Below are 18,990 nucleotides of genomic sequence, written 5' to 3' on the forward strand. Positions count from 1 at the left end.
TGGCATTTTTCCGTATTTAATTTCCACCTAAAAAACAGGAGATTTAGCTTGCTTTTTACTTTCCTTGGCAAGTTGCCTTTTCTGGAATGACGCATTTAGCAGTCCTCCCAATATAAGAATCATGCCGGTGAAATATAGCCAAAGCATTAAAATAATGACCCCACCAATACTTCCGTATGTCGAACTGTAATTTCCAAAATTGTTAATATAGAATGAGAATCCGTAAGTTAATACAAGCCAGCCCAAAGTCGCAAACACAGCTCCTGGAATAACACTAAACATCGTTAATCGCGGGTCTGTATTCGGAACGATCCAATACATGATTGAGATTACGATGAAAATAAGTGTTGGCGGCGTAATCCAGCGCACAAAGTTCCAAATGCTTTCGAATGACTCCTCTACACCTAAATAGCCAAAAACGATATTACCGATCTGCTGACCAAAAACCGGGAATAACAGAGCAATTAAAATAACTGCTACTAATGCAATCGTAAAAACAAGAGACCATAAACGGTTTAAAAATCCTGCTCTACCTTCTACATCATAGGCACGGTTTAATGCTTTCATCAGTGCATCAACACCTCTTGAAGCAGACCAGAGCGTACCAATAATACCGATTGAAAGCAGACCGCCGTTTTGATTGTTCAATACATCAGTTAGCGTAGATTCGATCAGTCCATATACTTCTTCTGGCATAACATCACTTAAAAAATCGAATATTTGCCCTTGTTCCAAATTTAAATACGGTAAAAGCGTTACCATAAAAATAAGCATAGGGAAAAATGATAACAGGAAAAAATAGGCCAACTGTGCCCCCATGCCTGACATGTCCACATTTTTTATCCGATAAATTAAATCTTGGATGAACCCTTTTGTCGTTAATATATTTATTTGGCTGCGCTCCGGTGAAACATATGATTTTACAAGTGAAATCTTTTCTTTTAGTTCTTCCTTTTCTTCCATGCTGCCACCACCTGTTCACATTATATTGATTCAGTGGATATCATGGACAGACATCCGGTTACCCGATTTGATCGTCCTTTTTCGAGAAAGCCTGAATCGTTTCTGAAACCATACTTTGAATTGTAGCAGGTAACTCTTTAATATCATTTTGGTTTTGCATAATTGATTGGACACCATTATTTACTGTCCCGTACAATGATTGTGCTTGGTCCATTTTTGTTTCTACCAATGCCATTAATTCATCGCGATTTTCAGCATAGTATGTTACTGTATCTTTTGCTTTCTTTGCTGTTTCTACAGTATGCTCCCGAGTTTGTTTGTCCAACATACTAATTGCTGCACCAGTTACGGCTCCAATCGCTATAAAAGGTAATAGTTTACTTTTCATTATTTTTTCTCCTCCTATATATGCTTTCGTATTCCCCTAATAATTTTTCATAAAACTTATCTATTTGTATTTTAACGAATGTTCGATATTATTAAAAGTATTCAGTTAACTTTAACCTGTTGACAAGATGATGGTTGCATGAAATGATATTTTTGTAAACATTGAAAGGTAGGGCACACAAATTATGGACTTATCAAACCCGTCGCAGCAAAATGTCATCTATATGATCGAGCAAATTAAAGAAAAACTTCGTATGGTAAATGTTGATGCTATGCAGTCTACTGCATTTGATGAAGAAAAATACGAAGATCTACAATATTTATATGAAATGGTTATGAAACGCGATTCATTTAGCCCAAGCGAAATGAATGCCATCGTAGCAGAACTAGGCGCCCTTCGTAAATAACATCAAATGTGTAATGCGAAAAAGGGTTCTAAATCAAATGTTGGGGTGAAATTATTCTAAACAGATTTCATCCCACATGACCACCCAAATTTTTATACTTCAAATTTAATAAAATCTTTGCCTTAAAGTGATCGAAACGTCTGAATCCATATGCATTCCGTTTCATCACTTTTGTTTTATTATTAATGCCTTCTAAGAAGCCATTTGAATAACCAAATGTAAAGCTATTTAAGATTTCTGTCTGCCAATTTTTAAATGTCTGAATCGCACGTTTAAATGCAGGAATCCCTGATTCTTCAACTTGTTTGTAGAACTGAAATAGTCCCTCTTTAATCTTTGATACATCGGTTTCTTTTTTTGCCTGATCAAACCATTCACAGTAGCTTTGTTTTAGATGATACGCTGCTTTTAAAATAGGAGACATCTCTGTATAGCGGGTTAAATAAAATTGATCCGTTTCTTTCAGCTTTTCTGGACGTTTATAGAGCACATGCCGCATTCTTTTACACTTTTTCCGGTCGTATTCGTGCCAGTCCTTTTGAACTTCTCGACGAACCGAATCTAGTGCCCAATAAATATAACGACAGTAATGAAAGCGATCTGCCACAATGACCGGTCTACCTAAAGACTGGCGGACCGCTGATTTAAAGGAAGGGCTCATATCCATCACCACGATTTCCACTTCACTTCCGTAACGCTTCAAATAATCTTTAATCGTTTCTTTTCGGCGGTTTGGCAAAATATCGATCGGTTCTTTGGTTTCGGCATTCGCTATAATTAATTGATATTTTCCTGCGTCGGTATCGCCTTTATATTCATCAATCGCAATCGCTTTCGGCAATTGAACACCTTGGACCATTTCTTTATGCACCATTTTCTTAAAGCGACGAATTACGGTTGTGCTAGAGGTACCCGTAACCTCCGCTGCTTCTTTAAATGTCTTCGCTTTAATTGCGCGAATGCTTAACGCTTGATTCGCTTCTTTTGTAAAACGCTGATACCGCTCAATAAAGGATGCTTTTTCAGCGAAGCGCTTTCCACAACCGCATGCATAACGACGGCGCTTATAAAAGATTACGGTCATTCGCTCAAACCATTTTAAGTGCTTAATTTTTTGAATCCGGTAATCATGTACTTTCGTAGTCCATTGTTGGCAGGCTGGGCATTGATGTGCCTGACGGGGAAGTTCAATCGAAATTGCCATACCCATCTCTAACTCTTCAATTTTTGTAATTTCTACATCTTTTAATCCTGGGATATTCATGTTAAAATTCATACAGCACAAATCACCTTTCTATTGCTTGTTTCTCGACAATTCAAGTATATAAAAAAGTGTGATTTTGTGCTTTTTTTAGTTGTGAAATTGTTTGAATACCCCAACAAATATTATAGAACCCGAAAAAGAAGCTCATCGATTAATTCGACAAGCTTCTTTTTTTCATTTAATATTCCCCAGGAAATATTAATTATTTATTTAATTCGACAGCGATTTTTGCACCTACACGGGCATTATGTTTAACAAGGGCAATATTTGCATCCAATGATTTACCTTCTGTCAGCTCTTTAACTTTGCCTAATAGGAATGGTGTTACATTTTTGCCTGCGATACCTTGTTCTTTTGCTTCATTTAATGCATTTTCAATAATTCCGTCGATAACGCTTGATTCCATAGCATCTTCAACTGGAATTGGGTTTGCGATTAATGCGCCGCCACGTAAACCTAAATCCCATTTTGCGCGTAAAATTGCGGCTGTTTCTTCTGCAGAATCAACACGGATATTTACATCGAATTCACTTTCACGTGCATAGAATGCAGGCAATTTATCTGTTCCGTAACCGATTACCGGTACACCTTTTGTTTCAAGGTATTCCAATGTTAAGCCGATGTCTAAAATCGATTTTGCACCTGCACATACTACAGCTACATTTGTCATTGCCAGCTCTTCCAAGTCTGCAGAAATATCCATTGTTGTTTCAGCGCCACGGTGAACTCCACCAATACCACCTGTTACGAATAATTCAATACCAGCAAGCTCAGCACAGATCATAGTTGCTGCTACAGTTGTTGCACCGATTTTTTTTGTTGCAAGCAAATAGCCAATATCACGACGGCTTGTTTTTGCTACACCTTGCGCATTACCGAACATTTCTAATTCTTCATCAGATAAACCGATTTTAATTTTTCCATCGATTAATGCGATTGTTGCCGGTACAGCACCGCCATCACGAATAATTTGTTCCACTTCACGAGCTGTTTGTACATTTTGTGGATATGGCATACCGTGTGAAATAATTGTAGATTCCAATGCGACTATTGGTAAGCCTTTCTCTTTAGCTTCTAATACCTCTTGTGAATATGATAAATATTGTTCCATTATAAATTCCTCCATTCAAGTAAGTTATCTTTTGTTAAATCTTCACGAACTGTTTTATCCGATTGCAATGTTTTTGATGCATTTACCAACCCGAGCTGGATTGCTTCTTCAAGTTCTTCATCGTTTAATACACCATGTAAAAAGGCACTGACAAATGCATCTCCGGCACCTGTAACATCGACAATATTTCTCGTTGCAATTGCCTTGTAATGTACTACATTACCTTCGTTACCTACCATTACTCCATGCTCGCCTAAAGTGAGCACAACATGCTCCGCTCCTTTTTGCAACAACGTGCTAACAGCTTTTTCATAATGGCTATATGTGTCCAGCTTTATATTTAAATAGCTTTCCGCCTCATCACGATTGCAAATAAAGTAACGGATACCGTGCAGGTCCTGCGACAAATTCTTCATCTTAGGTGATGAAACAGGGATTACCGCCAATGCGATATTACGCTCTATTGCGAATGTCCTAATATATTCTACTGTTTCTAGCGGGCTGTTTAAGTCAATGACAATACAGCTGGCATTTTGTAATATTGCTTCATGCTTTTTTAAAACACTCGGCAACAACTTTTCATAAATCGCCATATTTGCCATCGATATTACAAGTTCGCCCATATTATCAAGTACTGCTGTATAAGAACCTGTATTATAATCGCTTAATTTCTCTACTAAATCTACATTCATCATACTCTTACAATTTTGTTCAATAAATGCACTATCATGATCATCACCCATTACAGTAATCAGTGAAACACGGTTACCTAATCGCCCTAAATTTTCTGCGATATTACGGGCTACGCCGCCTACAGATTCTGTAACATTAGCAGGATTGGAAGTCCCTAATTGGACATTTTGCTCAATAGTGAATTTACGATCGATATTGGCACCACCAATTGCAATGATTTGATTTTTTTCCGGCAAAACATAAGCACGTCCTAAAATTTCCCCTCGTTTTATAAGGGAAGAAATCATATTGGCAAGCGCCGGCCTGGACATTCCAAGCTGTTCTGCCATTTCCTGTTGTGATAAGTAGGGATTCCTTTTTATTAATTGAAAAATTAACTTTTCCTTTTCATTCAACTTTATCACCTCGAATCAAACATTTGTTTATAATTATAAACTTTTGTTTACCTAATGTCAAATTAATACTAAATATTTTCATCCCGAGTAGTATGGAAGTACTTACTTCTTTTATGAGCGATGAAATTTAAAAAAAGCTGTTCAGAAAGTTTTCCTTTCCAAACAGCTTTCTTACTATTCTACAATTACATCGCCATTTTCTGCTATACGTGGCTGTACGAGCACTTCAACACGGCGGTTTTTAGCTCTGCCTTCTTCAGTATCATTCGTAGCAATCGGCTGGAATTCTCCAAAGCCTTTTACACTAAAGTATTTGGAATCAAGTCCTTCATTGCCCGATACGATTTCCTTCATGAAATTTACTGCACGCATAACTGACAGATCCCAGTTAGAATCAAATTCCGGTGTCTTAATCGGTACATTATCTGTATGACCTGTAATGACAATATTACGCGGTGGATCAAACATTAATAATTGAGCAAGCTCGTCAGCAATTGTATTATATTCCGCTTTTACATCCGCTCGTCCCATATCGAATAAAATACTGTCCCGGATAGTAATCAATAATCCTTCTTCTGTCATTTTAGTTTCAAACTGATCTTCCAGTTCATTAATCGCAATAAACTCGTCCACACGGTTTTGCGTTTCATGGAGGCGTTCCTGATCCTCCATATATTTGGATAACCCCGTTGTTGAATTATCAGGTGGTTGTATGACAGATGAGTTGTCCATTACACCTGTGCCACCAGTAAAAATATTATTAAATACTGCAGACATTTGCTCTAATTTCTTCTCATCCACTGAGCTTGATGCAAAAAGTACAATAAATAATGCTAATAATAAAGTTAATATATCTGCATAAGGTACTAACCAGGACTCGTCAATATGCTCCTCATGCTTTTTATGTCTTTTACGCTTCTTTGCCAAGGCCACCCGCCCCGCTTTCGGTAATTTGCTTACGTTCTTCCATCGTTAAATATGAAGCCAGCTTCTGCTCGATTACACGAGGCGCTTCACCTTCAAGGACGGATAAAATTCCTTCAATCATCATCAGCTTTTGCTTAACTTCTACAGCAGATTTGCGTTTTAGCTTGTTGGCAAATGGATGCCATAAAACGTAACCTGTGAAAATACCCAATAACGTTGCAACAAAGGCCGCTGAAATGGCATGCCCTAATTTATCAATATCAGACATATCTTTTAATGCAGCGATAAGACCTACTACAGCACCTAATACCCCAAGTGTCGGTGCATATGTACCCGCTTGCGAGAAAATGCCTGCTCCACTTGCATGACGGTCTTCCAGCGCTTCAACTTCCTCTGTTAATACATCGCGAATATAGTCTGCGTTTTGACCGTCAATCGCTAATGTCAGACCATTCTTTAAAAATGGATCTTCAATTTCAGCTGCTTTGCTTTCTAATGCCAATAGCCCTTCACGACGAGCTAAATCTGCCCATTGTGAAAACATTTTGATCAAGTCGATATCACTTGCGAGTTTTGTTTCTGAAAATAAAATTTTAAATAGCTTTGGAATTCTTTTTAATTCCTTCATCGGGAAAGCGATTGTAACTGCAGCAATCGTACCGAAAATAATAATTAAAATCGCAGCAGGGTTTATTAACACTTCCGGTGTAACGCCTTTTAAGAACATCCCGACTAACAGGGCGATAAAGGCGATGATAACCCCAACAACTGATGATATATCCATATATAGTACCTCCAAATTACGATGTCTTTTCTTATTTCGGTATATTTAAATTTTTATTAACTTCCTTTACACTAGTTATAAGAAGATTTTTTTATTTTTGACACATTATTGTTCTTATCTGAGCTGGAATATGACTATTCATGTGTCAGGAATTAACTAATTTTTAAGATAATAATTGGAGGAATGAATCAATGAATTCTATGTTCGAAGCAAATTTAACGAAATACGCGGAACTAGCAGTAAAAATCGGTGTCAATATTCAGCCGAATCAATATTTGTATATTGCTGCTTCTATCGAATCGGCACCTTTTGTACAAGTAGTGACAAAAATCGCTTATGAAATTGGAGCGAAACAAGTATTTGTAGATTATACCGATGATCAAATTACACGTGCTCGATACGAGTTGGCACCGGAAGATTCTTTCGACTTCTTCCCTCCTTGGAAAGTGCAGGAGCGTGAATGGCTTGCTGAAGAAGGTGCGGCATTTATGAGCATCGTATCTCAAAGTCCGGATTTACTGTCGGGGATTGATTCAAAACGAATTGCAGCATTCCAGAAGGCTTCGGGCACAGCATTAAACAAATACCGCCAATATGTTCAGTCAGATAAAATTAGCTGGACGGTTATTGCAGCTCCATCAAAACAATGGGCTCGTAAAGTATTCCCGGATTTACCGGAAGAAAAGCAAGTAGATGCATTATGGGATGCTATCTTTAAAGCGACACGTGCTGATCTTGATAACCCGGTAGAAGCTTGGGCACAGCATAATGACAACTTGCATGAAAAAGTTGATTACTTAAACAATAAAAACTATGCGAAATTGCATTATACAGCCCCTGGTACGGACTTGACGATTGAGCTTCCTAAAGGTCATTTATGGTGCGGGGCTGGCAGTATCAACGAAAAAGGCGAAGAATTCATGGCAAATATGCCGACTGAAGAGGTTTTCACAGTACCGCATAAAGATGGTGTAAACGGGTATGTATCTAGTACAAAACCATTAAGCTATGGCGGTAATATTATCGACAACTTCAAACTTACATTTGAAAATGGACGCATTGTTAAAGTAGAGGCCGAGCAAGGTGAAGAAGTGTTAAAAAATCTTGTTGCTACAGATGAAGGCTCACATTATTTAGGAGAAGTAGCACTTGTTCCATTCCATTCTCCAATTTCACAGTCGAATATTTTATTCTACAATACATTATTCGATGAAAATGCATCAAACCATTTGGCAATCGGCAGCGCCTATGCATTTTGTATCGAAGGCGGAAAGTCAATGTCACGAGATGAGTTAAAAGCTAACGGTTTAAACGAAAGTATCACACATGTCGATTTCATGATCGGCTCTGAACAGATGAATATTGACGGAATTACTACAGATGGACAAACTGAGCCAGTTTTCCGTAACGGAAACTGGGCATTTTAATAGCAAGTGAGATTCTGTCTATTGACAATAAACAAAATTTCAAGATGTCGCCATATTTACAATTTTTTCTACATTAACTAACTAAATTACCCTACAATGTTCCAATTTATTAGGTTATAATTGGTTAATGATTGTTATCACTAAAATAGAGAGGAGTTTTTATAATGTTTGATCACCATTATCCGTTCTTGTCTAACTACTATACGGTAGTGTTAGGATTTACGGTAATACTTCTTGTATTCTTATTTATGTTTATTATGTATTTACGTATTGGTTTACAATCACACGACTCTGTTATAGTAGATTCAAAAGCAAACACATTTGCGCCAAACGAAAAATCATTGGATGGCCACCATCATCATTAAATTTTTTACAACCACTCTAAAGAGTGGTTGTTTTTTTAGGTAGCGGATTTTTGCTATACTTCTCTCTATTTAGTAGAAATTTAACTTTATTAATGCGCATTTGTTTGAATTATCTAAAAAATATTTTAAAATATAGAAGAATCGAAAGGGGTTTGAAGAACAAATGTCTGCATTACAATCAATTTTAGAGTTTAACGGAAAATTCGTAGATGAAAAACAATATGAGCAGTATGCTACAACAAAATATCCTGATAAAAAAATCGTTGTTTTAACTTGTATGGATACTCGTTTAGTTGAATTACTACCTAAAGCAATGAATTTGCGCAATGGGGATGTTAAAGTTGTAAAAAGTGCAGGGGCAATCGTAAATCACCCGTTCGGCGGGATTATGCGTAGCTTACTTGTAGCGGTTTATGAATTAAAGGCTGACGAAGTATATATTATCGGCCACTACGACTGCGGTATGAGTGCAGTTGATCCGGACGTAATGATCGGTCATATGCTTGAACGAGGGGTTAAACAGGAAACGATTGATGTCATCAATTACGCTCGATTTGATTTAAAAGAATGGTTATGCGGTTTTGGGGATGTTGAAACAAGCGTATTAAAAAGTGTAGATTTAGTTAGAACACATCCGCTAATGCCAAAAGGTGTTCCTGTACATGGTCTTATTATCGATCCTGCAACAGGAAAGCTGGATTTGGTAACGGACGGAACAGTTGATCAAAAATAAATAATAAACGATAAACGACAGTGCTCTTCATAATGAGCACTGTCGCTTTTTTATTATGTCGTCCCTTTATATTCCCGCTGCAAAATGGCGTACATATAATGGTCGACCCATTTTCCGTTTATATACAACAGCTCCCGCAATAACCCTTCCCTTGTAAAACCTGACTTTTCCAATACTCGGATGGAAGCTGAATTTGGTGGTGCAACATATGCCTCTATTCTGTGAAGATTCAATGTAATGAAAGCGAATTCCATAACTAGACGCACCGCTTCTGTCACAAGTCCTCTACCTGTGAAATTCTCATCCATTGAATAGCCGATAAAACCGCTTGAATAAGGTAAACGTTTAATTGAATAGAGTGAAATATGTCCGATTAATTGACCTGTTGCATTGTAAAAAATTCCGAAAGAAAATTCCCGGTTTGTTTGCAGCAAATGTATGCTTTCCAAAATCTTATTATACTGTACTTGTTCTGTGTAAAATTCATCGCGATGTAACGGTTCAAATTCGGACCAATACATTTTATTGTCTCTTAATAATTTTGCCAACCCTTTCGCATCGGACGGGGTAAATGTACGAAGCGAACATTGTTGCCCAATAAGTCGAACCATTGGACCCTCCTTCTTGTGAAATAGCTTGAATAAGCTTTTCATTGAACCACCTTCATTTCATTTCAAAGCTTGCCTACCGTTTTTTTAACTTTTTTCTTTTTTGATTTTACAGGCTCAGGCTTTATATCTATAGATCCCGTTTTTTCTTTATCTGCAGCTGTTTCTTTACCCTTTTCGAAAATGTTCGTAAGTTTCATGCCCCGTTTTGTAACTTCTTTTTCTATATGGGCAACTGTTTCTTTTAGTACTTGAACACGTGCATAGTTTTTATCGTTCCCTGCTATTAAGTGCCAAGGAGCGTTTTCCGAATCGGTTTTTTCGAACATTTCATCGGCTGCCTCACAATATTGATTAAATTTATCACGGTTCCGCCAATCTTCAGCCGTCAATTTCCATGATTTATACGGATCGGCTGCTCTTTCATTAAAACGTTTAAGCTGTTCATCCGAATCGATATGGATCCAAAATTTAATCATTATATAATCTTCATCTGTCAATTGTTTCTCAAAGCCATTAATTTCTTCATAAGCGCGTTTCCACTCTGCTTCTTCAGCAAACCCTTCTATGCGCTCCACAAGTACCCGCCCATACCAGGAACGGTCGAATATTGCGATCTGTCCATGTTGCGGCAACTTTCTCCAGAAACGTTGCATATAATGATACCGCATTTCATGGGGCTGCGGGGCAGAGATCGGCCATACCATTAACCCGCGCGGATCGATACGTTCTGTTAGGCGCTTGATTGCTCCCCCTTTGCCTGCTGCATCCATACCTTCAAATACAATAATAAGACCAATTTTATTGTTGAATAAAAATTGCTGGGCGTTTAGCATTTCGTATTGTAAAGCTTTCAATTGTTTCTTATAGATTTCCTTCTCCAGTTTTTGCGATAAATCCACATCTTTTAGCTTTTTCAAATAGTGCTGCCTCCCCTACTCCATTGATTTATGTATATTTTACTTGAAAGTGTATGGAATTGGTAATTGTTGCAGTCATTTATTTGAATCATTTGATTATTTTATGTTGGGACCTTGTTTTGATAGAACAAAAAAACGCGGGTGCACTTATGTATGCACCCGCGTATATAATTTAGTCTTCTAAAGTTGTTAAAATGATCGGTTTGTCTTTAGTTACGATAATCGAATGTTCAATTTGGGCAACTAATGATTTGTCCGGTGTAATGAATGTCCAGCCGTCACCTGATTCTACGATATGCTCAGCCTTCGCCGAAATAAACGGCTCTACTGCCAACACCATGCCTTCTTTCATGATAGTTGTATCCCAAGCATCATAATAGTTCAATACATGGTTTGGCTCTTCGTGTAATGATTTACCTAAACCATGACCTGTTAAGTTCATAATTACTGTTAAACCGTGGTCACGTGCTTCACGCTCTACCGCTTTACCGATTTGATTTAATTTTGAACCTGCTTTAACCTTAGTCATTGCACGTTCAAATGCTGATTTTGCTACAGTGCAAAGTTTTTCTTTATCCTCATAACCTTCACCAACGACAAATGAAATACCTGTATCTGCAAAATACCCGTTTAAAGAGCCCGAAACATCAATGTTTACGATATCGCCTTCCTGAATAACCTTGTTACCTGGAATACCATGTGCAACTTCGTGATTTACTGAAATGCAAGTATATCCCGGAAAATCATATTCGCCTTTAGGACCTGAAACCGCGCCTGCTTCCGCAAACATACGGCCTGCAATTTCATCTAATTCTTTCGTTGTCACGCCAGGTACTGTCGCAGCTTTCATCGCCTCACGAATTTCAGCACAAATGCGTCCAATTTTTTTAAACGCCTGTATTTCTTCTTGAGTAGTAACAATCATGTGTAACTTCCTTCCTCTTAAACAATGTCTATCCTTAACTATAGCATACTTAAAATGGGTTGTAATTGTTCAAGGATTTTTAAATTTACCGGTTTATTCCTAATTTAGTACGACTTTCTACTATATAAAAAGAAAAACTTGCAGCGGAGAAAGTATTCCTCGCTGCAAGCCTTGAGTTTTCTATTCTTTATGTTGTTTTTACTTTTTGCAGTAAACGGGGTGCAGAAGTGAATAAAATAACTGCGATAATTGCTGTAAGTATTGTAGCAGGTACCATATAAGTACTGTTGTAAATAATTGAATAGGCCCATACATTATCATCGCCTGCATATTCTTTAAAGAACACGACACCTGCAAGCAAGTGCGAAACAAATCTTAAAGCACCACCTATAAGTGCCCCAATGACAATATAAAGTGCCATTTTTACTTTATTGAGTGATTGTGTAGCCTCTAATAATGGCTTTCTTACAATTGCCGCTAATCCTACTACTGTAAAGGCAAGACCATAATCTAAAATTGCCTGAAGCCAGTGTACAATGTAAGCACCGAACATCATTTGCATAACGCCGATCAGCAAGCCTGTTGCAAGTCCTGCCGTTAATCCCCAACGAATAGCCATTAACATAATCGGTACCATAACAAAGCTGATTGACCCGCCTTGTGCCCACATTTTAAATGATACTTGATCCAATACAAGTCCGATGGCAGCAAATATCGCTATCTCTACCATCATCAATAATTTCTTTCTGTCCATAACAATTCCCCTTTCTTTTATCCGATGTAACAAAAGTGAAGAGGGATAGAATTGAAATCAATTACGCATTTGCGTAATTGATTGCGTCGGGATTCGGCTTTAGGACCCACACGATGTGGGTCAGTCAGCCATTGTCGCACGATGCGACGTTTATTGGCTGACTTCCTTTTTAGAACTCCTAACCGAATCCATGACATCCGTCGGAAACTTTTACTTTTTCAGTAGGTTTTTTGAAAAAGTAAAAAACGATAATCAGGACAAAAGCCTGACTATCGTTTGAACAGTCGGATTCTATCCACATCCCTACGCAAGTGCTAACTTACAGGTTCAAAGAGTCAGTGCAATCCCGTGCACAATCTCAGCCGACTTTCTCGGCACCCCTTGTGGTACATCTAATTTTTATTGTTTGAACATGCTCATTGTAACCAATATTTTTACAACTTTCAACAGCTATTATTTTGAAACGTACTAGAATTACATATAATAGATACGAAGGAGTGATAAATAATGGATCAATCGAAAGGTTTAAGTGCACTGAGCTATTTAAGCTTTTATTTTGCACCGTTTATTTTACCGTTAATTATATTTATTGTTACGAAAGATGCTGCCGTTAAAGGCCATTCTAAAAAAGCTTTTATTACACAACTCATACCTATACTTTTAGGGATTCTGTACATGATTTACTTTTTCACTTCCGTTCTTTCCCGAAATGATACTTTGATCTTGAGCATTCAGGATTTTTTCATAAGTTCACATTTTATCGGATTTATTCTTTTAGTTGTTATTACGTTCATCCTGGCGATATGGAATTTAGCTCAAGCGATTAAAGTTTTACGTTAATGTTTATGAAAGCTCCTTCTTTGGGTATATTTTTTATACGAAATGTATTCGTTAAGGAGTGTTTACTAATGAAATTAAATAAGCTCATTAAAACAGCAATTAAATATGGACCAATCGTGTACCCAATCATTAAAAAAATGATGGACAACAAAAAATCTACACCCCAACCAGCAACTACACGACGAACTCCAAAACGTTAACGCAAAAAAAACATTTCCCACTTTTACTGGAGGGAAATGTTTTTTTTTCTTATTTAATAATGATTTCCGTTTTACTATAGCCTTCTTTTAGCTTTTGCACTTGTAAAATAGCTGGCATTGCTGCTTTTAGTTCGGCCACATGGGAGATGACGCCGATTAAGCGGCCTGTTTGTTGAAGATCGATCAATATATCGATTGCCCTTCTTAACGCTTCCTCATCCAAAGTACCGAAGCCTTCATCGATAAACATCGTATCGATATGCACACTTCCTTGAACACTTTGAATAACATCGGCCATTCCTAATGCTAATGAAAGTGAGGCATTGAATTTTTCACCGCCGGATAATGTTTTTACATCCCGCGTTTGCCCTGTATGGCTGTCATATACGTCGATGCTGAGTCCACTTTGAGCATTTCCTTCTTTCCTTCCTGTAGATTTCAGGAAGTATTGGCCATTTGATAAGACACGTAAACGTTCATTTGCCGCATGTGTCACTTTTTCCAAATAGCCGATTTGCACAAACCGTTCAAATGAAATTTTCGCATCATTTTGACCGCGAATTAAATTATAAACATGTTCAACTTGCATCAGCTTTGCTTTATAGCTTTCGATTTGCTGTGCGGATTGGTCAAGTTTATCGCGCGTCTCCTCACATTGCTCCACATAGGACTGGATCAATGTTATTTTCGAGTACTGTGCCTCGATCTGCTCATTCAGCTCCTGAATCTGTTGCTCACATGCCGTTAAATCGGCTCGTTCTTTTCCTTCAAGCAAAGGTTCTTCCTCAGCAATTTGAACAGATAATGTATGAACACTTTGTTTGTACGCTTCAACCGCATCCTGAATTTGCTGCTGTACATTTAAAGGCAGTAACGCAGTCTTATACGTTTCCAAGTCGAAACCTTCCTGCTCCAATGCTGATTCAAATGCTTTTTGCGCTAAAAGAGATTCCTGCTGTTTTTCTGTTACAAGATTTTTCGCATGAAGATGGTTTACTTCACAAGATTTTTCATCCAATTGGATTTTTTGCATCGCTTCAAGTGCATTTTGAATTGCAAGTTTCAAATGGCGATGTTTTTGCTGCTGGCTCGCCAATTCTTGTGTTACTTCATCCAATCTAGAAAACTGAGGCAATAATGACTGCTCACTTTGCTCAAGCTTCCCTTTTTCCTGCGCATATTGTTTATCAATATCGATTACATATTGCTGCCCTTTTTCAATGCGCCCTTGCAGCACTTCTTTATTTTCTGAAAGCTGTACCATCGTTTTCTTTTCATTGATAAGCTGTGCCTGCTGCTGTTTTTGCTTTGTCAACTGCGCAGTCAGTACGGCCAATTGCTGTTCATACTCATGTAGCTGTGAAAGCTCAGCGTCAAGTGACTGAAGCGCACTTCTTTTCTGTTCCAATGTTGCCTTTTCCACATCTAATTTCGAATTGACCTGGTAAAAGCTTTGCATCGCCCGATCGCCTTCTTGACGCAGCTGTGCCAATGCTTCTTCATCAATGACAACCGCTTCGCTGCTATGAATGGCTGGGTGTTCTGTGCTTCCACATACAGGACATGCTTCACCGTGCTGTAGTGATGCTGCAAGAAAGGATGCCTGGTTGCTGCGTATTTGCTGCTCCATATTGTGCAGCTTCTGTTGTGCTTCATCAGCAACTTGTTTCTTCTCAGCAAGCTGTTTCACTAAAACTTCGACATTCTTCTGTATTGCAGCCACTTCTTTTACCATTTCAATTTTACGTGTTAATGCAGCATGTGCTTCATACGTATCATGGTATGTCACTGTCGCATTTTCCAGCTCATTTATAATGGCTTGCTGCTTTTGATGTTTTTCTTTTAAAGAGGATGCTTCGTTTTGCAGCTTATCAAATAATTGCTTGGCGTTTTTCTGGTTTTCTGCAAGCTTTGAAACATTTTCCCGCTGTGTATTAATCGATTGATAGATCGGAACAAGCTGTTCAAGCTGAGAAATCGATTTTGTATAGTTATCCAACAATGGTTCTTGCTGCTTTTGTTCCTGATAATGAGCTGTCGCCTGCTGAAGTTGTGCCTGTGCGCGTTCATGGTCAGTCTTTGCTTTTTGTAAAGAGACTTCTGCTTGTTCAAGCTGCCGTTTTACCTTCTCATATTCACGCTCTAAAGGTTCAATTTGATTAGCCTTTTTGGCAAGTACAAGTTTCTGCTGTTCTGCTTGTATTTTATCCTTTTGCTCGAGTAATTCTTCGAGCCGCGCTTTCCGCAATGAAAACTTTTCAATCCGCTCATTTAACAGTCTTTGTTCATTTAATGTTTTAACTAACTTTTGTAATTCTATTTTTGAAGCATCATATTCACCTTTTAATGCAGTACAATGATCCTCATAATATTGCTGTTCTGTCAGCAAGGCACTCTTTACTTGATACAGATTAATGACATCATTGTTCAGAGATGAAAACAGTTCCGATTCTCTATGCGGGAGTCGTGATCGGATTTCATGAATTGTGTTATCCTGTTGCATCTTTGCTTGTTCATAATTTTTTTCGGCAATATTCTTTTTCTCTTTCAGCAGTTCCACCATTTTCGTAAAGCGTTCCGTTTTGAAAATTTTTCGGAAAATCTCTTCTTTATGCTTTGATTCCGATGTAAGGAGCTTTTGAAATTCCCCTTGCGGCAGCATGACAATCTGATTAAATTGGGACTGTGTTAAGCCGATCAGTTCTTCAACTTTCGACTGAATGAGCTTAACTTGAAACTTTTCAACAGCGGGTACAATGACCCCATCGGTAATCTCAAAAAACTCACGCTTCGCACTTGCACCGTCATGACCAAACTTCCGCCAAATACGGTAAAGGCGACCGTGTACTTCAAATTCAAGTTCGACTTCCGTATCAACCGTTTCATCCGCAAAATCACTGCGCAAAAACAGCGACTTTTCCCGATCCTCTCCACTTCCAGAATCATAAAGTGCAAACGTAATCGCATCAAAAATAGTCGTTTTCCCCGCCCCAGTTGCACCGGAAACAACAAAAATTCCATGTTCATGAAGTTTTGTAAAATCAATGACTTCTTTTTGATGATACGGTCCAAATGCTGTCATCGATAATTTTATTGGCTTCATCGTTACAGCACCTCCTGTTTTTCACGTTCATTTTCGATTAGCTGCTCTAAAACATCTGTATAAATCTCTTTTATTTCATCACTTAAAGGCTTGCCTGTCATCTCCGTATAAAATAGCTCAAACAGTTCGGAATCATCCATCTGAACACGGTTCATTGTTGTCGCATGCTGTTCAAGCTGTTCATACACAACCGTTCGTTCAATATGCAAAGCATTCGGATAAACCGTGCGGACAAGTTCGGCAGCACCTTTCACATAATGTTCATCCTGTAATTTAACAAATACATAATCGTCATTTACTTTATGCTGCAATATATCCTCAAGCATTCCCGTCACGACACGCATGTCCCGTATTGGTGTAAGCAATCTTTTTTCAATCGCTATTGTTCCGTCTTCTTTTAAATCCACAATTAAAAATCCCTTATTATGTGTCACTTCAGATTCTGAATACTTAAGTGGCGATCCTGAATATTGAATGTTCTCGTTTGCAACAAAGTGCGCCTGATGTAAATGTCCTAACGCTGTATAACAGAACGGTTCGAATAATGCTGAGCTGATACATTCCGTCCCGCCAATTGTCAATTTACGTTCAGAGTCACTCGTATTCGGCTCGGGCATTCCGTCCTTTGTAATGAAAGCATGACCGATGATAATATTGCGTTTCGTATAATCCATTGTCTGCTTAATCTGTTCAATGATTTTCGCCATTGCCGCTTCATGCGATGTAATGGATTGATCGTCAAATACTGCCCGAACAATTGACGGCTCTGCAAAAGGAACTAAATAAAAGTGAACTTCCCCATATTTATCATGCATGATGACTGGATCGATATTCTGTTCTAAATGACCGACGATATGTAAACCGCTCGCCTTCATAAATTCACTGCCAAAATTTAAACGTGTAGCGCTATCATGATTTCCAGCGATTGCTAAAATCGGTGTTTTTTCATCGACTAAAATTTCTTTTAATGTTTTATTTAAAAGTTGGATCGCATCTATCGGTGGCACTGACCGATCATACAAATCCCCGGCTATAATAATGACATCCGGTTTTTCTTTTCTAATTTCTTCGATAAACTGTTCAAGCACAAATTGCTGGTCTTTCGTCATCGATACACCTTGTACTATTTTTCCTAAATGCCAATCTGCTGTGTGAAAAATTTTCATGAATACCGCCTCCTATCTTATAACTATAAGTGTACATGAGGGAAAATAAAAAAACCATATCGTACGAATATTCGTTCGTACGATATGAGCCAGTAATTGAACACAAAAAAGCATTCCTTCAAGAAATTCTTGATGGAATACTTTTTTTATACAAATATCGGTATCGGTTGATTCAGTGTATGCAGTGCGATATATGGTACTTCTTCTAAAGCTGACTTACTTTGCAGCTGCAGTATTTCTTCAAATGTTTTCGGGTTTGGGGCTGGCATTGCATCGATTGGCAAAATGAGTGCCTCATTCCCGCTATAACTTTTCAACATTTCATTAGCCATTATACGGTACCCAAGCTGGTTTGGATGCACATCCGCCACATTCGGCAAATATGTTGTGCGCTGCTGTTCAAATACTTCATAAACATCCACAAATATATAGCCTGCTGTTTCTGTTTCCTGCTTCAGTATTGTATTTAAAAGCTGTACGGCCTCTACCGCTCCACCTGCCTGTTCTTTATGAACACTAGCATAAGGGAAATAGTAGCCAAGTACATACACTGTCGCTTTCGGTGACTTTTCACTAATTAACGAAAGTAGCTCTCCCATTTGGGTACGCACTTCATTTAATGCGAAATTTGCACTAAGCTGACTAAAAGCGAGCGTTCCCTGTTGTGGATTATGTGTAATAAGCGGCAGTAAATTATTCGCTCCTGCTGACAGTGTGATTAATGTTGCTTCACTTAACAAAGGTGCAGCCTTTTCAGACTGAACGGTTTCAATCACATTTCCTACACGGTAACCCGGGAAAGTAAGCTCTTTAGAAAAATGCCCGAGCTTGCCATGGCGCTCCAGCTGCAAAGCAATGTAATCCGTATAACCTGCGTCAATTTGACTGTAAGGTGTTTGCCCTGCTGCCAAAGAGTCGCCAAGTGCAATATAAACTTCTCGTTCATTGGCTAATGCTGCCGTTGGAAACAGAACAATACAAAAAATAAGACTGAATATTATTTTTCGCATTTATTCAC

Annotated in this window: 19 protein-coding genes and 1 riboswitch; of the genes, 5 read left to right on the top strand and 14 right to left on the bottom strand. The window is 38.2% G+C overall.

From position 1 onward, the window contains the following. Window positions 1-27: 27 nt before the first annotated feature. Together B5473_RS03270 and B5473_RS03275 are read right to left on the bottom strand one after the other, a co-directional pair. Window positions 28-963, bottom strand: a complete 936-nt coding sequence (locus B5473_RS03270; protein WP_079523638.1) for a YihY/virulence factor BrkB family protein — start codon at window positions 961-963, stop codon at window positions 28-30. A gap of 58 nt (window positions 964-1,021) precedes the next feature. Continuing rightward, window positions 1,022-1,351, bottom strand: coding sequence for a hypothetical protein (locus B5473_RS03275; RefSeq protein ID WP_079523639.1), 330 nt, complete (start codon window positions 1,349-1,351; stop codon window positions 1,022-1,024). Window positions 1,352-1,535: 184 nt separating this feature from the next. Here B5473_RS03275 and B5473_RS03280 point away from each other — a divergent pair, with 184 nt between their 5' ends. After that, window positions 1,536-1,757, top strand: coding sequence for a DUF1128 domain-containing protein (locus tag B5473_RS03280; protein WP_079523640.1), 222 nt, complete (start codon window positions 1,536-1,538; stop codon window positions 1,755-1,757). Window positions 1,758-1,824: 67 nt separating this feature from the next. Here the strand turns inward: B5473_RS03280 and B5473_RS03285 are convergent, their stop codons facing one another. From B5473_RS03285 to motA, 5 genes are all read right to left on the bottom strand, one after another. Further along, entirely contained in the window at window positions 1,825-3,033 is a 1,209-nt protein-coding gene (locus tag B5473_RS03285) for an ISL3 family transposase (RefSeq protein ID WP_079523641.1), read from the bottom strand. A 190-nt stretch (window positions 3,034-3,223) separates the two neighbouring features. Further along, the gene (locus B5473_RS03290) at window positions 3,224-4,132 is read right to left on the bottom strand and encodes a pseudouridine-5'-phosphate glycosidase (protein ID WP_079523642.1); all 909 of its coding nucleotides are present in this window, start codon (window positions 4,130-4,132) and stop codon (window positions 3,224-3,226) included. Then, window positions 4,132-5,220, bottom strand: a complete 1,089-nt coding sequence (locus tag B5473_RS03295) for a carbohydrate kinase (protein ID WP_079523643.1) — start codon at window positions 5,218-5,220, stop codon at window positions 4,132-4,134. The genes B5473_RS03290 and B5473_RS03295 overlap by 1 nt, the downstream gene beginning before the upstream one ends. Window positions 5,221-5,394: 174 nt before the next feature. Further along, a complete protein-coding gene (gene motB / locus B5473_RS03300) occupies window positions 5,395-6,147 on the bottom strand; it encodes a flagellar motor protein MotB (protein WP_079523644.1) in 753 nt (250 codons plus the stop codon). Continuing rightward, window positions 6,131-6,931: a flagellar motor stator protein MotA gene (gene motA / locus B5473_RS03305; RefSeq protein ID WP_079523645.1), complete on the bottom strand. Its 801-nt coding sequence runs from the start codon at window positions 6,929-6,931 to the stop codon at window positions 6,131-6,133. The genes motB and motA overlap by 17 nt, the downstream gene beginning before the upstream one ends. Before the next feature lie 191 nt (window positions 6,932-7,122). On the opposite strand from motA, the gene B5473_RS03310 reads away from it, so the two are divergent. The 3 genes from B5473_RS03310 (at window position 7,123) to B5473_RS03320 (ending at window position 9,456) form a co-directional block, all read left to right on the top strand. After that, entirely contained in the window at window positions 7,123-8,358 is a 1,236-nt protein-coding gene (locus tag B5473_RS03310) for an aminopeptidase (protein WP_079523646.1), read from the top strand. A 164-nt stretch (window positions 8,359-8,522) separates the two neighbouring features. Continuing rightward, window positions 8,523-8,723, top strand: a complete 201-nt coding sequence (locus tag B5473_RS03315) for a hypothetical protein (RefSeq protein ID WP_079523647.1) — start codon at window positions 8,523-8,525, stop codon at window positions 8,721-8,723. 163 nt (window positions 8,724-8,886) lie between these two features. After that, window positions 8,887-9,456, top strand: coding sequence for a beta-class carbonic anhydrase (locus B5473_RS03320; RefSeq protein ID WP_079523648.1), 570 nt, complete (start codon window positions 8,887-8,889; stop codon window positions 9,454-9,456). A gap of 53 nt (window positions 9,457-9,509) precedes the next feature. On the opposite strand, the gene B5473_RS03325 is transcribed toward B5473_RS03320, so the two are convergent. The 4 genes from B5473_RS03325 to thiT all read right to left on the bottom strand — a co-directional run bounded on the left by B5473_RS03325 (window position 9,510) and on the right by thiT (window position 12,663). Further along, window positions 9,510-10,067 carry a GNAT family N-acetyltransferase gene (locus B5473_RS03325; protein WP_079523649.1) on the bottom strand — a complete coding sequence of 186 codons (558 nt, stop codon included), beginning with the start codon at window positions 10,065-10,067 and terminating at the stop codon, window positions 9,510-9,512. A gap of 62 nt (window positions 10,068-10,129) precedes the next feature. Next, a complete protein-coding gene (locus tag B5473_RS03330) occupies window positions 10,130-10,984 on the bottom strand; it encodes a polyphosphate kinase 2 family protein (RefSeq protein ID WP_079523650.1) in 855 nt (284 codons plus the stop codon). A 172-nt stretch (window positions 10,985-11,156) separates the two neighbouring features. Then, window positions 11,157-11,909: a type I methionyl aminopeptidase gene (map, locus tag B5473_RS03335; protein WP_079523651.1), complete on the bottom strand. Its 753-nt coding sequence runs from the start codon at window positions 11,907-11,909 to the stop codon at window positions 11,157-11,159. A 187-nt stretch (window positions 11,910-12,096) separates the two neighbouring features. After that, window positions 12,097-12,663: an energy-coupled thiamine transporter ThiT gene (thiT, locus tag B5473_RS03340; RefSeq protein ID WP_079523652.1), complete on the bottom strand. Its 567-nt coding sequence runs from the start codon at window positions 12,661-12,663 to the stop codon at window positions 12,097-12,099. 283 nt (window positions 12,664-12,946) lie between these two features. After that, window positions 12,947-13,055: riboswitch (TPP riboswitch) on the bottom strand. 115 nt (window positions 13,056-13,170) lie between these two features. Between thiT and B5473_RS03345 the strand changes: the two genes are divergently transcribed. Continuing rightward, entirely contained in the window at window positions 13,171-13,503 is a 333-nt protein-coding gene (locus tag B5473_RS03345) for a DUF4870 domain-containing protein (protein WP_079523653.1), read from the top strand. A gap of 249 nt (window positions 13,504-13,752) precedes the next feature. Here the strand turns inward: B5473_RS03345 and B5473_RS03350 are convergent, their stop codons facing one another. The 3 genes from B5473_RS03350 to B5473_RS03360 all read right to left on the bottom strand — a co-directional run bounded on the left by B5473_RS03350 (window position 13,753) and on the right by B5473_RS03360 (window position 18,982). After that, window positions 13,753-16,806 carry an AAA family ATPase gene (locus tag B5473_RS03350; RefSeq protein WP_079523654.1) on the bottom strand — a complete coding sequence of 1,018 codons (3,054 nt, stop codon included), beginning with the start codon at window positions 16,804-16,806 and terminating at the stop codon, window positions 13,753-13,755. Between the two features lie 2 nt (window positions 16,807-16,808). Next, complete coding sequence (locus B5473_RS03355; protein ID WP_079523655.1) at window positions 16,809-17,972, bottom strand: exonuclease SbcCD subunit D; 1,164 nt, start codon at window positions 17,970-17,972, stop codon at window positions 16,809-16,811. 146 nt (window positions 17,973-18,118) lie between these two features. Further along, a complete protein-coding gene (locus B5473_RS03360; RefSeq protein WP_079523656.1) occupies window positions 18,119-18,982 on the bottom strand; it encodes an SGNH/GDSL hydrolase family protein in 864 nt (287 codons plus the stop codon). Between the last annotated feature and the right edge of the window lie 8 nt (window positions 18,983-18,990).

Origin of the sequence: Solibacillus isronensis (assembly GCF_900168685.1) — a bacterium.
GTDB classification, from domain to species: Bacteria; Bacillota; Bacilli; order Bacillales_A; family Planococcaceae; genus Solibacillus; species Solibacillus isronensis_A.